The organism is Streptomyces sp. NPDC001920 (assembly GCF_053594495.1).
In genome coordinates this window covers 23,663-37,068 of sequence record NZ_JBSFEP010000028.1, presented here as the reverse complement: position 1 = coordinate 37,068, position 13,406 = coordinate 23,663, and the positions used below count along the sequence as shown (strand labels likewise).

At 71.9% G+C, this 13,406-nt stretch carries 11 protein-coding genes and 2 pseudogenes; 6 read left to right on the top strand and 7 right to left on the bottom strand.

The annotated features are described in order from the left end of the window. Both ACWCPI_RS34960 and ACWCPI_RS34955 read left to right on the top strand, forming a co-directional pair. The gene (locus tag ACWCPI_RS34960) at positions 1 to 450 is read left to right on the top strand and encodes a protease inhibitor I42 family protein (RefSeq protein WP_451041976.1); all 450 of its coding nucleotides are present in this window, start codon (positions 1 to 3) and stop codon (positions 448 to 450) included. A 17-nt stretch (positions 451 to 467) separates the two neighbouring features. Next, on the top strand, positions 468 to 857 hold the full coding sequence (locus ACWCPI_RS34955; RefSeq protein WP_451041975.1) for a hypothetical protein: 390 nt from the start codon (positions 468 to 470) through the stop codon (positions 855 to 857). Positions 858 to 968: 111 nt separating this feature from the next. Here ACWCPI_RS34955 and ACWCPI_RS34950 read toward each other — a convergent pair whose 3' ends face one another. From ACWCPI_RS34950 to ACWCPI_RS34940, 3 genes are all read right to left on the bottom strand, one after another. Continuing rightward, positions 969 to 2,669: an oleate hydratase gene (locus ACWCPI_RS34950; protein ID WP_451041974.1), complete on the bottom strand. Its 1,701-nt coding sequence runs from the start codon at positions 2,667 to 2,669 to the stop codon at positions 969 to 971. A gap of 66 nt (positions 2,670 to 2,735) precedes the next feature. After that, entirely contained in the window at positions 2,736 to 3,110 is a 375-nt protein-coding gene (locus ACWCPI_RS34945) for a hypothetical protein (protein WP_451041973.1), read from the bottom strand. 27 nt (positions 3,111 to 3,137) lie between these two features. After that, complete coding sequence (locus ACWCPI_RS34940) at positions 3,138 to 4,352, bottom strand: globin domain-containing protein (protein WP_451041972.1); 1,215 nt, start codon at positions 4,350 to 4,352, stop codon at positions 3,138 to 3,140. A gap of 991 nt (positions 4,353 to 5,343) precedes the next feature. On the opposite strand from ACWCPI_RS34940, the gene ACWCPI_RS34935 reads away from it, so the two are divergent. Next, positions 5,344 to 6,336, top strand: coding sequence for an Acg family FMN-binding oxidoreductase (locus ACWCPI_RS34935; RefSeq protein ID WP_451041971.1), 993 nt, complete (start codon positions 5,344 to 5,346; stop codon positions 6,334 to 6,336). Positions 6,337 to 6,585: 249 nt separating this feature from the next. Here the strand turns inward: ACWCPI_RS34935 and ACWCPI_RS34930 are convergent, their stop codons facing one another. Both ACWCPI_RS34930 and ACWCPI_RS34925 read right to left on the bottom strand, forming a co-directional pair. Continuing rightward, positions 6,586 to 8,301 carry a sensor histidine kinase gene (locus ACWCPI_RS34930; RefSeq protein WP_451041970.1) on the bottom strand — a complete coding sequence of 572 codons (1,716 nt, stop codon included), beginning with the start codon at positions 8,299 to 8,301 and terminating at the stop codon, positions 6,586 to 6,588. A gap of 109 nt (positions 8,302 to 8,410) precedes the next feature. Continuing rightward, positions 8,411 to 8,692: pseudogene (locus tag ACWCPI_RS34925) on the bottom strand (glyceraldehyde 3-phosphate dehydrogenase NAD-binding domain-containing protein); the annotation flags it as partial. 229 nt (positions 8,693 to 8,921) lie between these two features. Between ACWCPI_RS34925 and ACWCPI_RS34920 the strand changes: the two are divergent. From ACWCPI_RS34920 to adhE, 3 genes and pseudogenes are all read left to right on the top strand, one after another. Continuing rightward, positions 8,922 to 9,239 carry a universal stress protein gene (locus ACWCPI_RS34920; RefSeq protein WP_451041969.1) on the top strand — a complete coding sequence of 106 codons (318 nt, stop codon included), beginning with the start codon at positions 8,922 to 8,924 and terminating at the stop codon, positions 9,237 to 9,239. Further along, positions 9,211 to 9,365 (top strand): annotated as a pseudogene (locus ACWCPI_RS34915) (putative PEP-binding protein); the annotation flags it as partial. The gene ACWCPI_RS34920 and the pseudogene ACWCPI_RS34915, both read left to right, overlap by 29 nt. 228 nt (positions 9,366 to 9,593) lie before the next feature. Next, the gene (gene adhE / locus ACWCPI_RS34910; RefSeq protein WP_451041968.1) at positions 9,594 to 12,248 is read left to right on the top strand and encodes a bifunctional acetaldehyde-CoA/alcohol dehydrogenase; all 2,655 of its coding nucleotides are present in this window, start codon (positions 9,594 to 9,596) and stop codon (positions 12,246 to 12,248) included. A gap of 311 nt (positions 12,249 to 12,559) precedes the next feature. On the opposite strand, the gene ACWCPI_RS34905 is transcribed toward adhE, so the two are convergent. Beyond that, positions 12,560 to 12,856, bottom strand: coding sequence for a universal stress protein (locus ACWCPI_RS34905; protein ID WP_451042034.1), 297 nt, complete (start codon positions 12,854 to 12,856; stop codon positions 12,560 to 12,562). Positions 12,857 to 12,962: 106 nt separating this feature from the next. Further along, positions 12,963 to 13,232 (bottom strand): hypothetical protein, encoded by a 270-nt coding sequence (locus tag ACWCPI_RS34900; RefSeq protein ID WP_451041967.1) that lies wholly within the window; start codon positions 13,230 to 13,232, stop codon positions 12,963 to 12,965. Positions 13,233 to 13,406: the final 174 nt, after the last annotated feature.

Genomic DNA, 13,406 nt, shown 5'->3' with positions numbered 1-13,406 from the left:
GTGAAGTTGAGCCACCGCCTGTCCACCGCCCTGGCCCTGCCGCCGGCCGTGATGTTGGCCGTGATGCTGTCCGGATGCGGCCTCTTCGGCCCCGAGACGTTCGAGGCCGACGAGCAGTCCATCGAAGTGGACGCCGGCGACACGTTCGAGCTGACGCTCCCGGCCAACCCCTCGATGGGCCAGGACTGGAGCATCGTGGCCCCCGGTCCCGACCGGGACACGGTGCGCCAGGAGGGCCGCCGCAAGGACGACTTCGGGGGCGACAGCGGTGTCGACGGGGGTGGTGACGGTACGCAGACCTTCACCTTCGAGGCCGTTGCCGCCGGCACCACGAAGATCAGAATGAGCTACTGCGTGCTGGGCGTCTGCCCCGAGGGCGACGACCGCACCGCGACGGGCAGCCCCGGCAACGACCCGGCGTACTTCATCTACACGGTCACCGTGCGCTGACCGGAACGGAAACACCGATGAATTCCAGCAAGACCGACGAAGAGTCGGCGCAGACCGACGTCGCCATGCTCCTGCGTTACGGCATCGGCGCCCTTGGCCCACGTCGCAGCGCCCTGTTCGGCGACGGAGCCGTGGGCGCCGCGGTCACGCTCGACCGACTCGGGGTCCGGCCCCGCTCGGTGGCGTTCCTCGGCAGAACCGTCCGCAGCGGTGGCACCGGCTACACCGCCCGGCTGCCCGAGCTGCTGCCCGATCCGTCGGCCTCGGACCTGGTGCGCGGCTGGCTCGACGCGGCCGCGTCGGTGGCCCGGCCCGTGGAGGGCGACGAGGTCGTGGCCCGCTGGCTGGAGGCGGTCGCCGAACTCATCGGGCTGCGCCGCACCACGCGGGAGCGCGCCGCCCGCTGAGCTCGGCTCACCAGAGGGTGTCCCGGGCGGCACCTTGTCCGCACGGCGGCGCCGGGGCTCGAACGAGCGGCCGCGGTGGCGCGGCCGGCCGTCACCTGATCACGCTTCGGGTCACCGGCGGTGCATGGTCTCCAGGGCGGCGGCCAGCACGTGGGGATCGTGGTGGCCTCTGTAGACCTGGGGCGGTTGCCTGTCGAGGTGCAGGAGGCGGGCCACCGCTGTCCAGGCGGTGCGCACCGAATACTCGACGGTGAAGACGACGTCGTCGGGCACCTCGGCGAACTGGCCGATGAAGGCCAGGTTCACCGACCCCTCGGGTACGACCTTCGGCCGGTCATCGCGGCGGCGGGCCAGGAACTGGCTGGTGATGTACGGCATCAGGCAGGGAACGACAGTAGACGTCCTCAGCACGCGGTCCGCGAGCGACTCGTCGAAGGGGAGGTGGTGCAGGACCTCGTCGAGGATCTCCCGGCCGGAGCACATCGTCATCGGCTTCGGCGTGTGGTTGCCCTCGCGGCCGGGGTGCAGGGCGTATCCCCACCAGACCGAGACGTCCTCGGGCTGGTCGCGGTAGACGGGCTGGCGGTTGGCCACGAGGGTGAGCAGCCAGTTGGAGTCGGTGAAGGTCATCAGACCGCCCCTGCCGGTCTCGCGCCCGCTGAACTCCTCCAGCGCCCTGAGAAATGCCGGGTCCTTCGTCGTCACGGTGAACGACTCCCAGCGTGACTCCTTGACGCGCTTGTCGAAGGCGGCCGGGTCACCGAAGTCGTCGCGGCCGCGTGCGAGGCGGTGCCAGAGCAGCCAGGCGTCGGAGCGGTGGGGACGCGGGGGCGGTGCGGTGGTGTGCGAGCCGAGGGTCGCGGCGTCGGTCATGGAGCCGTTGGTGACCAGGACCAGGTCTTCGGGTGCCACCTCGATCTGCTCGTCACGGCCGCTGTGGGACAGGTGGATGCGCTCAACCCGCGTACTGCGGCGGCCCGGTGCGAGCCCGAGGTCGGTGACGCGGCATCCGGTGTGGACGGTGACGCCCCGTTCGCGCAGCCAGATGGTCAGGGGCCGCACGATGGAGTCGTACTGGTTGTAGCGGGTGTGATGGATGCCGGACAAGGACGAGATGTCGGGGAGGAGATGGACGAAGCGCTTGAGGTAGCGGCGGAACTCGATGGCGCTGTGCCAGGGCTGGAAGGCGAACGTGGTGCACCACAGGAACCAGAAGTTCGTCGTGAAGAAGTGTTCGCCGAAGCAGTCGGTGATCCGCTTGCCGTCCAGGTGCCCCTCAGGGGTGGCCAGGCAGCGGACCAGCTCCAGCCGGTCGCGCTCGGAGAATCCCATCGAGCGGGTGTCACGGATCTTCCCGTCGCCGTCGACGAGGCGGGCGATGTCGTCCCAGGCGAAGTCCTCGTGATCGGCGAGTATCTCCTGCGTCACGGACACCGAGGGGTCGTCGAGGGTGGGGATGCCGGACAGCAGGTCGTACGTGCAGCGGTACTCGGCCTCGAACATTCGTCCACCGCGCATGGTGTAACCGGCGTCGGCCGTACCGCCCGCGTCCAGGCTGCCACCGATCCGCCGCTGCTCCTCGAAGAGGTGGATGTCCGCTCCGTCGAATCCGCCGTCGCGGATCAGGAACGTGGCCGCGGCAAGCGCCGCGATTCCACTGCCCACCAGGTACGCCTTCGCCATCACACAACTCCTCGTTCCATACGGTCGGTGACAACCGCAGGTCTTACTGTTTCCGGTGTCCGGGGCGCCGTCAGTGGGCCGTTGGTCACCGGCCTGGGCCGGACGGCCCCATGGGAGACGCCGCGGCATGGGCGGGCAGGGGCCGACGGCCCGGCCGGTGGACCGTCACCGACGGGGCCGTCTCTCGTCGTGGACCTATGCGGACTGCCGACCGCCACGCCACGGCGGTGCCGCCGCCCGGTGGCCGTCGTCCCAGGCGTGCGCGGCCTTGCGGGTCTGGTGGCGCAGCCGGTCATGCAGTTTGTCGACGACCTCCCGGCCGGTGGCCTCCTCGGCGAGGACGACCACCTGTCGGCCACCGACGCGCAGATCGGCCGTGGCCGACCAGGGGTGTTCCGCGGTGTGGGAGGCCGCCCACACGATCCGGACCTCGCCGGTGACGACGGGCAGCCCCGGCCGGTTCACGGCGGCGTCGATCTTCGTACGGGCGTAGTCGAGCGTGTCCTCGTCCACCGGGCCCTCGGAACGCAGCCGCACGGTGGGCGCGGCCTGGGCCTTGTCGCTGGTCATGGTGATTCCCTTTCTCGAGGGCAGATTTCAGGCGGTGGGGCCGGGCAGCCAGAGATCGGGGCCGAAGACCTCGTAGCGGATGCTGCGCGCCGGGACGCCGGCGGCCAGCAGCTGCCCGCGTACCTCCCGCATGAACGGCAACGGGCCGCACAGGAACACGGTGGCGTCGTCGGGCAGTTCGATGCCGTCGAGGTTCATCAGGCCCTCGCGCGCGTCGGGTTCCTGCGGGCCGGGCCGCTCGTACCAGAAGACCCCGCGAGCGCTCGGCAGTCGCCCGAGCAGCTCACGTGTCTCGGTGCGCAGGGCGTGGTCGGCGGGGGAGCGGTCGGCGTGCAGGACCAGCACCGGCCGGGACGAACCGAGGGCGGCCAGATGGGCCAGCATGCCCGTCATGGGGGTGCCGCCGATGCCCGCGGAGACGAGTACGACCGGAGTGGTGGCGTCGGCCGGGTCGTCGAGGAAGACATCGCCGAAGGGTGCGGACAGCGTCAGGGCGTCGCCCTCCCGCACCTGGTCGTGCAGCAGGTTGGAGACCTCGCCGTCCGGCAGGCCGGAGGCGCCGGCGACCCGTTTGACGGTGATGCGCCGCAGATCCCCGCCCGGGTCGCAGGACAGGCTGTACTGGCGCAGTTGGTGCACCCCGTCGGCCATCAGCACCCGTACGCTCACGTACTGGCCCGCCCGCGCCCGCGGTGCCGGCCGGCCGTCAGCCGGTCGGAGCAGGAAGGACACGACGTCCGGGGTTTCGGTGCGGCGCTCGACGACCGTCCACTGCCGCCAGATCTTGCCGGGCTCCACGCCCGCGTCCTGGTACAGGCGGGCCTCACGGCCGATCAGGGCGCCCGCCATCAGCCAGTACACCTCGTCCCAGGCGGCCGCCACCTGAGGGGTGACCGCGTCGCCGAGGACCTCGGCTATCGCGCCGAACAGGTACTTGTGCACGATCGTGTACTGGTCGTCGGTGACGCCGACCGCGGCGTGCTTGTGCGCGATCCGCTCCAGCAGCGCGTCCGGGCGGGTGTCCGGATCGTCGAGCAGCGCGGTCGCGAACCCGGCGATGGAGCCGGCCAGCGCGCGGCGCTGTGTCCCGCCGGCCTGGTTGCCGCGGTTGAACATCCCGTCGAGCAGCTCCGGCCGGTCGCGGAACATCGCGCCGTAGAAGCGCGTCGTGATCTCGTCGAGCGCGCCGGCCACGACAGGCAGCGTGGCACGGACCACGGCGGCGGATTCTGCGGACAGCATGGAGCCTCCCGGGCAGGGGGTGGGGTGGGAAGAGCGCCGCATCGCATCGGGCGGCACCTTCTGTGTAGCAGGCGTCCGACCACGTTTCGGCGCTGTTTCACGGCGATCGGCCAAGTGAGGCCGAACGGCCCCGCCGGTTCAGGACCATCGGTCCCACGACCTGGTCCGGCGAGGGGCCGCCCGGCACCGGGACGACCTCCTGTCGGCCCTGTCCGGCCCGGGTGCCGGGACGCAGCAGCACCGGCGCGGGCGGACCCCCGCGTAAGGCCGCCGAGGGACGCCGCCCGTCCCCGGGGCGGACAGGGCCGGGGAGCCGGTCTCGGGAAGGCCGACGGACGCGTCGGCCGAGGCGGCGAAGGACGCCGAGTCGCTGCTCCTCGGCTCGCGAGGGCCGGGCCGGGCGGGGCCGGGGGGTCCTCGCCGGGTCCGGACGAGCAGGCAGGACCCCGCGGGCATCCCGTCAGCCGCCCCGCGTGCCGGCGCTCGGTGCTCGGCCTCGACACCGGCCACTTCGGTGATGCGGTGATGCGGTGATCGCTTTCGCCTTCGGGGAGGCCGCCACCGCGGGGCCGTGCCGAAGGCCGTGCACGGCTGGAACCGGCCGCCCTCCATCGCCTACGGCCTGCCCGCCGAGCCCGAGCCCGAGCCCGAGCCGGACGTCGAGCCGAGTCGACGGGTGCCGCAGCCCTGGGCGATGTCTCGCGGGAGACGCCGAGGACGTGGTCGGCCGCCGGGACCGCCGCGGGGAGCTGCCTGGTCACGGACGGCACGGCCGCGATGCCCGTGCCTGACCGCGGGCGCACCGCGGTGGCGGTGCGAGAGGGGCCGGTCGGCCCCGGTCCAGGGACGATGGGGGCCTTGCAGGTCTCGTCGCGGCGTGATGTGTGGAGGTAGGGACATCTGCGGAGGGCGGGAGCGCGGGCCGGTTCGCCGGTCGGGGTACCCGGCGGTCCGGATCCGTGTCCGACCGGCGCCGTGTGAGGAGGATGCCATGGCAGAGCGACCACTCGACGAGAAGACCGTGACCCTGTTGGTGGCCGAGGCCACCGCAGCGCCGTCCATGCACAACGCGCAGCCGTGGCGCTTTCGCCACCTGAGCGGCGAGCGTGTGCTGCTGCTGCGGGCCGACCCCGGGCGGGCCATGCCGCGGTCCGATCCCGACAACCGGGCGCTGCACATCGGGTGCGGGGCGGCACTGTTCAACCTGCGCGTCGCGGCTGCGCACGCGGGCCTCGTCCCGGAGGCGACGCTGCTGCCCGAGCCCGACGACCCGCTGCTGCTCGCCGCCGTCCATCTGGCCGATCCGCCCGAAAACACACAGGACGAGGAACTGACGCGGCTGCACCCGGCGATCCGGCAACGGCACACCAGTCGCCATCCCTTCTCCGAGAAGGACATCCCCGATGACGTGCAGGCCTCCTTGCGCAACGCCGCGGCGCAGGAAGGAGCCGTGCTGCTCTTCCCCGGTGCCTGGCATGCCGAGACCGTGCTCGACCTGGTCAGCGACGCCGAGAGCCGCGACACGCTGGACACCGACGCCAACGAGGACCTGGTTCGCTGGACCCGGCTCGGGCCGGAGGCGGACACCGCGGTCGACGGCGTCCCCGAATACGCCTTCGGTCCGCGCAAACGGGACGGCAAGGCTCCCGTACGGGACTTCGCCGGGCGTCGGCCGGTAGCCGACCGTGGCACCACCACCTTTGAGCACACACCGCACCTCGCCCTGCTGAGCACCCCCGGCGACGGCCGCGCCGACTGGCTGCGCGCCGGTCAGGCCCTGGAACGAGTCCTGCTGGAGGCCACCCTGGTCGACCTGGCCACCTCCCTGACCTCCCACGCGCTGGAGGACCGCGAGCTGCGCCTGCTGGCCCGCGACCCGGCAGCAGGCACCGGGCAGGTCCAGATGGTGCTGCGGCTCGGCTACGGGCCGAGAGGCCCGGCCACACCCCGCCGTCCGGTGAGGGACGTACTGGAGATCGCATGACGTGCACGGCCGTCCGGGGGCCTCCTGGCCCCCTACAGGCCGAGTTCGAGCCGCGCGGCTGCCCAAGCGGCGCCACCGGATCTACCGACGCCGCACCGCCGGACCCGTGATCGTGGCCACCCTGGCATCGACTGGGCCATGCACCGCAACCGCGACAGCCGGCTCGCAGCCGCGACAGCCGGCTCGGCGCCGGTGCACCGCACCGGAGGTGGGAAGGCGCCCGGTGGCAGGACGGCGCCCGCCCTCCAGTCAGTGCGTCCCGACCGGGGCCCGCCAGGTCAGCGTGGTCCCACCGCCCGGCGGGCTGGTGAGATCGAACGCTCCCCCCAACTGCTCGGCGCGCTCGGCGAGGTTGCGCAGGCCGCTGCGGCGCCCTTCGGGCGGGATGCCGACGCCGTCGTCCGTGACGGTGAGGGTCACTTCGACGGCGTTCGTCTTCAGACTCACGTCCACTCGGCTCGCCCTGGCGTGGCGGGCCACGTTCGTCAGCGCCTCGGACAGCACGGCCACCACGTGGTCGGCGATCTCCGGGGGCACGTTGGTGTCCAGCAGACCCTCCATCCGCAGGCCGGGGGCGAAACCGAGAACCGGGGCCGCTTCCCCGGCGGTCCGTGCCGCGCGGGAGCGCAGCGTCTCCTTGCCGCTGGTCTCCCTCGCGCGCAGCCCGAAGATCGTCGACCGGATGATCTTGATGGTCTCGTCCAGATCGTCGACCGCCCGCAGCACCCGCTCGGACGCGTCGGGGTGGTCGATGAGGCGTCCGGCGCTCTGCAGCGTCATCCCGGTGGCGAAGAGCCGTTGGATGGCCAGGTCGTGCAGGTCCCGGGCGATGCGGTCCCGGTCGGCGAGCAGCGCGATCTGCTCCGCGTCGGCCCGTCGCTCGGCCAGTTCCATGGCCACGGCCGCCTGCCCCGCGAAGACCATCAGCGGCGCGGTCTCCGCCTCGGTGAAGACGGTGCGTCCGGCCGCCCGTACCAGCAGCAGCACACCCCGGACTCCGTCCCGGGTGCCGATGGGTACGGCCACGGCGGGGCCGAGCCCCGTGAACCGCGGCGGACCGGCCGAGATACGCGCGTCGCTCGTGACGTCCGCGCTCGTCACGGGCTCGGCGGCGGAGAACGCCGCGCCGACCAGGCTGCCTTCGACCGGCAGCACCAGGCCGCGGTGCGTCTCCGCCTCCTGTCCGATGGCCAGCTCCACGGCCAGGGTGTCGGTGTTCGGTACCGGCACGGCGACCGCGGCCAGTTCGGCACCGGCGATCTCCCGCGCCCGCTCGGCGATGACACCGAGGACCTCGGTGCCCGGGCTGCCGGACATCAGACTGTGGGTGATCTCCCCGCTCGCGCGCAGCCAGCGCTCGCGCCGGGTGGACTCCTCGTACAGGCGGGCGTTGTCGATCGCCACACCGGCCGCCACGGCCAGGGTCGCCAGGACCGACTCGTCCTCCTCGTCGAACTGCCCGCCGCCGCGCTTCTCGGTGAGGTAGAGGTTGCCGAAAACATGATCGCGGACTCGGATCGGAACGCCGAGGAAGGTGTTCATCGGGGGGTGGTGCGGTGGGAACCCGTACGAAGCAGGGTGGTCGGAGAGCTTCGCCAGTCGCAGCGGCTCCGGGTTCCTGATCAACTCGCCGAGGATGCCGTGCCCGGACGGAAAGGGCCCGATCTCGGCGATCTGCTCCTCGGTCACGCCGACGGTGAGGAATTCCGACAGCCGCTTGCCGTCCGGTCCGATGACCCCGAGGGCCGCGTACTGGGCTTCGACCAGCGTGGCCGCGGCTTCCACGATGCTGCGCAGGGCCTGCTCCAGGTCCAGTTCGCGGCCCACCGAAAGGACGGCCTCCAGCAGACTGTGCACCCGGTCCCGCGTGCCACGTGCCGCGTCCAGCCGGGCCTGGAGCTCTTCCAGGAGCTCGTCCAGCCTGAGCTGGGGCAACCGAACGTGGCCGTCGTTGGCGCTCTCCACCGCTTCCTCCGTGTGCGCTTCCCCGTGACTGGGGCAGGAACGGCAGACCGTTCCCGCGACCTCACCGTATCCGGACGCGGCTGTCCGGTGGAACGGAACGGGAGCCGGGGAGGCCGGCCCGGTTCAGGGCGGCCGGGTCGCGCTCGGCGGTCACGGCGATGCGGTGGCCGTCGACCGTGATCGAGGTGTCGTCGTGCTCGACCGTGCGGGCCAGCCTGCCGTACGTCGAGTCGAAGGCGAGCAGGTGGGCGAGTGCCGCTGGGGAGGTGACGTCGCTGACCGCCACCACCTCGACCGGCGTGCCGGTGCCCGCCTCCGCGCGCTCCAGCGCCAAGCGCAGATGGTTGCGCCCGATACGTCCGAATCCGTTGATTCCGACCCGCACGGTCATCTTCGTCGTCCCTCCCGGGGCCGCGGTGGGGCCGAGCGGGTCCCGGCCGGAGGGCCGAGTGGCCGTGGGACAGGACCAGCGGTCCCTGGGCCCGTGGACCGTTTCGTCGCGACCATCGAAGCGGGGGGCCGGCGGATCCGCGTGGTCACCAGGAGGTGGCGCGCGGATCCGCCGGATTCCCGGGCCGCCGGCGTGCCGAGGCCCGCGCAGGAAGTGACCCCGTACGGAGGTGCCTCCATGCTTTCCCCCTCGTCGTCGGCTCGACGGTTGCGCCGAGAGTCGTGCCGCTGCTGACCGGGCTGCCCGCGAGGCTCAGCGTCGAGGTCTGCCGTTGCGCCTGGTCACCGCCTGGATCCGGCGGCCGGTGGACGTTCCCTCCGCCCAGGAGTCGGCAGCCCACAAGCGGTGGGCGCAGCAGCTGCTGAGCGAGGCCGGGCAGGATCTCGTGGCGAAGTATCCGGATGTGCCGGTCGCCGTCGAACGGACAGCCGATATGGCGTCCGGGGCGTTGCTGAAGAGTCTGCGGCGAGCACGGCGGAGACCCTGACTCGGTGCACTTCTTCCACGGCGCGGGCCTGGACCATGTCTCCTGCTCCCCGTTCCGCGTCCCGGTCTCCCGCCTGAAGCGGGCCGGGCGGCACTCCCGGACACCGAGGGCAGCGACAACCGGTGAGGACCCGGTGGCCGCTCCGGCGTCGCCGGCGGAACTTCCGCGGCCCCGGGGCCGACCGGCCCTGGATCTGCGGGCCGGTCGGTCCCGAGGGGGGACCCCTCGGCACCTGGGAGCGAGCGCCTCACCGAGAGACCGTTGCATGGGGAGCGGTACCGATCCCCCCCTGCCGCTCCCTCCACCAATGCCGGAGCCACCGCTTCGGCATGCCTGTCAAGGAGGCGTATTTACATGGCCCGTGAGGACGACCGCAGCCGGACCACCGCCCGGCAGAGCGGACCTTCAGACACCGCGATCACCGTGGACCGGCTGGTCACGAACGGGCTCAAGGCGCTGGCCGACTACGAGCCGCTGACCCAGGAGCAGGTCGACCACATCGTCAAGAAGGCTTCGGTCGCCGCCCTGGACCAGCACACCGCGCTGGCCCGGCTCGCGGTGGAGGAGACCGGACGAGGGGTCTTCGAGGACAAGGCCGCGAAGAACATGTTCGCCTGCGAGCACGTCACCCACAGCATGGGCCACATGAAGACCGTCGGTGTGATCGCCCGCGACGACATCGAGGACATGGTCGAGATCGCGGAACCGGTGGGCGTGGTCGCCGCCGTCACCCCGGTCACCAACCCGACCTCCACCACGATCTTCAAGGCGCTGATGGCGCTGAAGACCCGCAACCCGGTCGTCTTCGCCTTCCACCCCTCCGCCCAGCGCTGCAGTGCGGAGGCGGCCCGCATCGTGCGGGACGCCGCCGTGGCCGCGGGCGCGCCCGAGCACTGTGTCCAGTGGATCGAGACGCCGTCGGTGGAGGCGACCAGGACGCTCATGCACCACCCTGGTGTCTCCCTCATCCTCGCCACCGGCGGCAACGCCATGGTCAAGGCCGCCTACTCGGCCGGCAAGCCCGCCCTGGGCGTGGGCGCCGGCAATGTTCCCGCCTACGTGCACAGGAGCGCGAAGCTGGGCCGGGCCGTCAACGACCTGGTGCTGTCCAAGTCGTTCGACAACGGGATGATCTGCGCCTCCGAGCAGGCCGTCGTCCTCGACGACGAGATCTACGACGCCGCCCTGGCCGGGTTCCGCGCTCTGCACGCCTATGTGGCGACCGCCGAGGAGAAGGCGAAGCTGGAAGCCTTCCTCTTCCCGGCCGGCAAGGCCGCGGGCGGCGGCTGCGAGCCCAAGGTGAACTCCGCGGCCGTCGGGCAGAGTGCGGCGTGGATAGCCGAACAGGCCGAGTTCACCGTCCCCACCGACACCTCGATCATCCTGGTCGAGGCCGGGCGGGTCGGCCCCGACGAGCCGCTGACCCGCGAGAAGCTGTGCCCGGTGCTCGCCGTGCTGCGCGCCGGCTCCGAGCAGCAGGGCTTCGACCTGGCCGCCGACATGGTCGCCTTCCACGGCCAGGGCCACAGCTCCGTCATCCACACCGAGGACCGCGAGCTCGCGGAGGCGTACGGCCGTCGTATGAAGACCGTCCGTGTCATCGTCAACTCGCCCTCCTCGCAGGGCGCCATCGGCGGCATCTACAACGGCCTGCTGCCGTCGCTCACGCTCGGCTGCGGCTCCTGGGGGAGCACCTCGGTGTCCAACAACGTCTCCGCCGCCCAGCTGCTGAACGTCAAGCGGGTCTCCACCCGTCGCAACAACCTGCAGTGGTTCAAGGTCCCGCCGAAGATCTACTTCGAGCCGCAGGCCATCCGCTACCTGCAGGCCATGCCGGACGTCCACCGCGTCACCATCGTGACCGACGCGACCATGACCCGCCTCGGATTCGTCGACCGCGTCAGCCGCGTCCTGCAGCGCCGCGGTGAGCCGGTGACCGTGCAGATCATCGACAACGTCGAGCCGGAGCCGAGCATCGACTCCGTTCAGCGCGGCGCCGGCCTCATGCGGGACTTCCGGCCGGACACGATCATCGCGCTGGGCGGCGGCTCGCCGATGGACGCGGCGAAGGTGATGTGGCTGCTGTACGAGCAGCCGGACATCGACTTCGCGGACATGCGGCAGAAGTTCTCCGACATCCGCAAGCGCGCCTTCCGTTTCCCGACGCTGGGCAGCCGGGCCCGCCTGGTGTGCGTGCCCACCACGTCGGGCACCGGAGCGGAGGTCACGCCGTTCGCGGTCATCTCCGACCCGGCGACCGGCAAGAAGTACCCGCTGGCCGACTACGCGCTCACCCCGAGCGTGGCCATCGTCGACCCCCTCCTCACCACCGCGCTGCCCCCGGCGCTGGCCGCCGACAGCGGCTTCGACGCCCTCACCCACGCCATCGAGGCGTACGTGTCCGTGTACGCCAACGACTTCACCGACGGCCTCGCGCTGCACGCGATCCGGCTGATCTTCGAGCACATCGAAGCGGCCGTGAACGACCGCGACGGCTCGGCTCAGGCCCGGGAGAAGATGCACAACGCCGGCACCATCGCGGGCATGGCCTTCGGCAACGCCTTCCTCGGCATCGTCCACGCCATGTCCCACACCCTCGGCGCCACCTTCCACATCGCCCACGGCCGCACCAACGCGGTCCTGCTGCCGCACGTCATCCGCTACAACGGAACCGTCCCGACCAAGCTCACCGGCTGGCCCAAGTACGAGAACTACCGGGCTCCCGAACGCTTCCAGGACATCGCCCGCACCCTCGGCCTGCCCGCCACCACGGCGCAGGAGGGTGTGGAGTCCCTCGCCCTGGCCGTGGAGCGGTTGCGCGACGCGGTGGGTATCGAGCCGTCGTTCCAGGCCCTCGGCGTCGGCGAGCGCGCTTTTCTCGACGCCCTGCCCCAGCAGTCCCTCAACGCCTACGAGGACCAGTGCGCGCCCGCGAATCCTCGGATGCCCATGCTCGACGACATGCAGGACATCATGCGCACGGCCTACTACGGCCCGGCGCACCGCTGACCGGACGCGGATGAGACGGACCGGGGTGGGTCGGAGGCGGAATGAGGGGCGAACGGCGCCGGTCGAAGGAGCCGGGTGCCGTTGCCATGATCTGATCCCGTCCGACCCGGCCCGTCCCCTGCCGAGACCGCGGCCTGGGTCCGACCGCCTCTGAGCGCGGTCCCGAGGCAGACAGCAGGAAGTGGCCGAGGGCGTCGGGAAGGTCGCCGGCCATCGACAACGCCCGTTCTGTTCCGGCCGAGAGCCTCACGAGCGTGGACGTACGGCCCCCCACTTGCCGGCACGCGCGACGGCGCCCCGAGGGGTCGGCGTCACGCGTGCGGTACGACGGCGACAGGGCAGCCGGTGGGGTGGAGCACAGCATGGGCCACAGGCCCGATGTGGACGCCGAAGTGACCGTCTCGTGTGCGCCGCCCCACGACGACGAGTGCGGGGCCGGTCGACGCACGTACGAGTTCGCCGGCGGCCCGCCCTTCGGTGACGGTCTCGGTCAATGCGTGCACGATCCGCAGCGGGGCTCCTCGACGCAGGGCTTCCCGGGCCGCCCGGTGCCCTGCTGACAGACTCTCCGCTGATCCGTCGACTCCTGCGGTGACGTGCCGAACCACGATGGGTACCTCCGGCACGGGCGGGTCCGGCCGCTCACTCGTAGCCTCGTGCGGGGACCGCCTGGTGCGCGGGGACCGCAGTGCCCCTCCAGGGGCCCGGCCGGCCCTACTGTCCGGCGACCGCTGCCTCGACAGGCGGACGCACTCCGAGCCCGCCCTGCTCCTGCATCGCCAGCAGTGCGAGCGTCGACTTTTCCTCGGTCGCCGTCACATCGCTCGTCGAACCGACCGACGCTCGCTGACGGGCCAGGCGGTCTTGCGCCGCCCGCTCCGCCAGCACGTCGAGCACGGCGCTGACCACGAACGCGACCGCAGCGGAACTCACCAGAAGAACGGCGGACAGCCGCCACAAGCCGGGAGTCGGTGACGTACTCACGGTGTGCCTCCTTCCGTGGTGCTCTTGCCCTCTTCATCGAACCTCGGCCCCGGTCAGGACACAGGATGCCGAAGGGCTTCGACCTGCTGCCGGATGGCCCACTCGTGGGGCCGGGCGCCCCTGGGCCAGGCCGGCGCACGGGGACCACGCCGGAGCCGACAGGCCCGCACGCCG

What these genes read in the sequence shown, in the direction of transcription:
- ACWCPI_RS34945 (WP_451041973.1), bottom strand. Translation starts at nt 3,110, where the DNA reads ATGACCAGCGACAAGGCCCAGGCCGCGCCCACCGTGCGGCTGCGTTCC.
- ACWCPI_RS34950 (WP_451041974.1), bottom strand. Translation starts at nt 2,669, where the DNA reads ATGCCGCGGCGTCTCCCATGGGGCCGTCCGGCCCAGGCCGGTGACCAA.
- ACWCPI_RS34935 (WP_451041971.1), top strand. Translation starts at nt 5,344, where the DNA reads ATGGCAGAGCGACCACTCGACGAGAAGACCGTGACCCTGTTGGTGGCC.
- ACWCPI_RS34940 (WP_451041972.1), bottom strand. Translation starts at nt 4,352, where the DNA reads ATGCTGTCCGCAGAATCCGCCGCCGTGGTCCGTGCCACGCTGCCTGTC.
- ACWCPI_RS34955 (WP_451041975.1), top strand. Translation starts at nt 468, where the DNA reads ATGAATTCCAGCAAGACCGACGAAGAGTCGGCGCAGACCGACGTCGCC.
- adhE (WP_451041968.1), top strand. Translation starts at nt 9,594, where the DNA reads ATGGCCCGTGAGGACGACCGCAGCCGGACCACCGCCCGGCAGAGCGGA.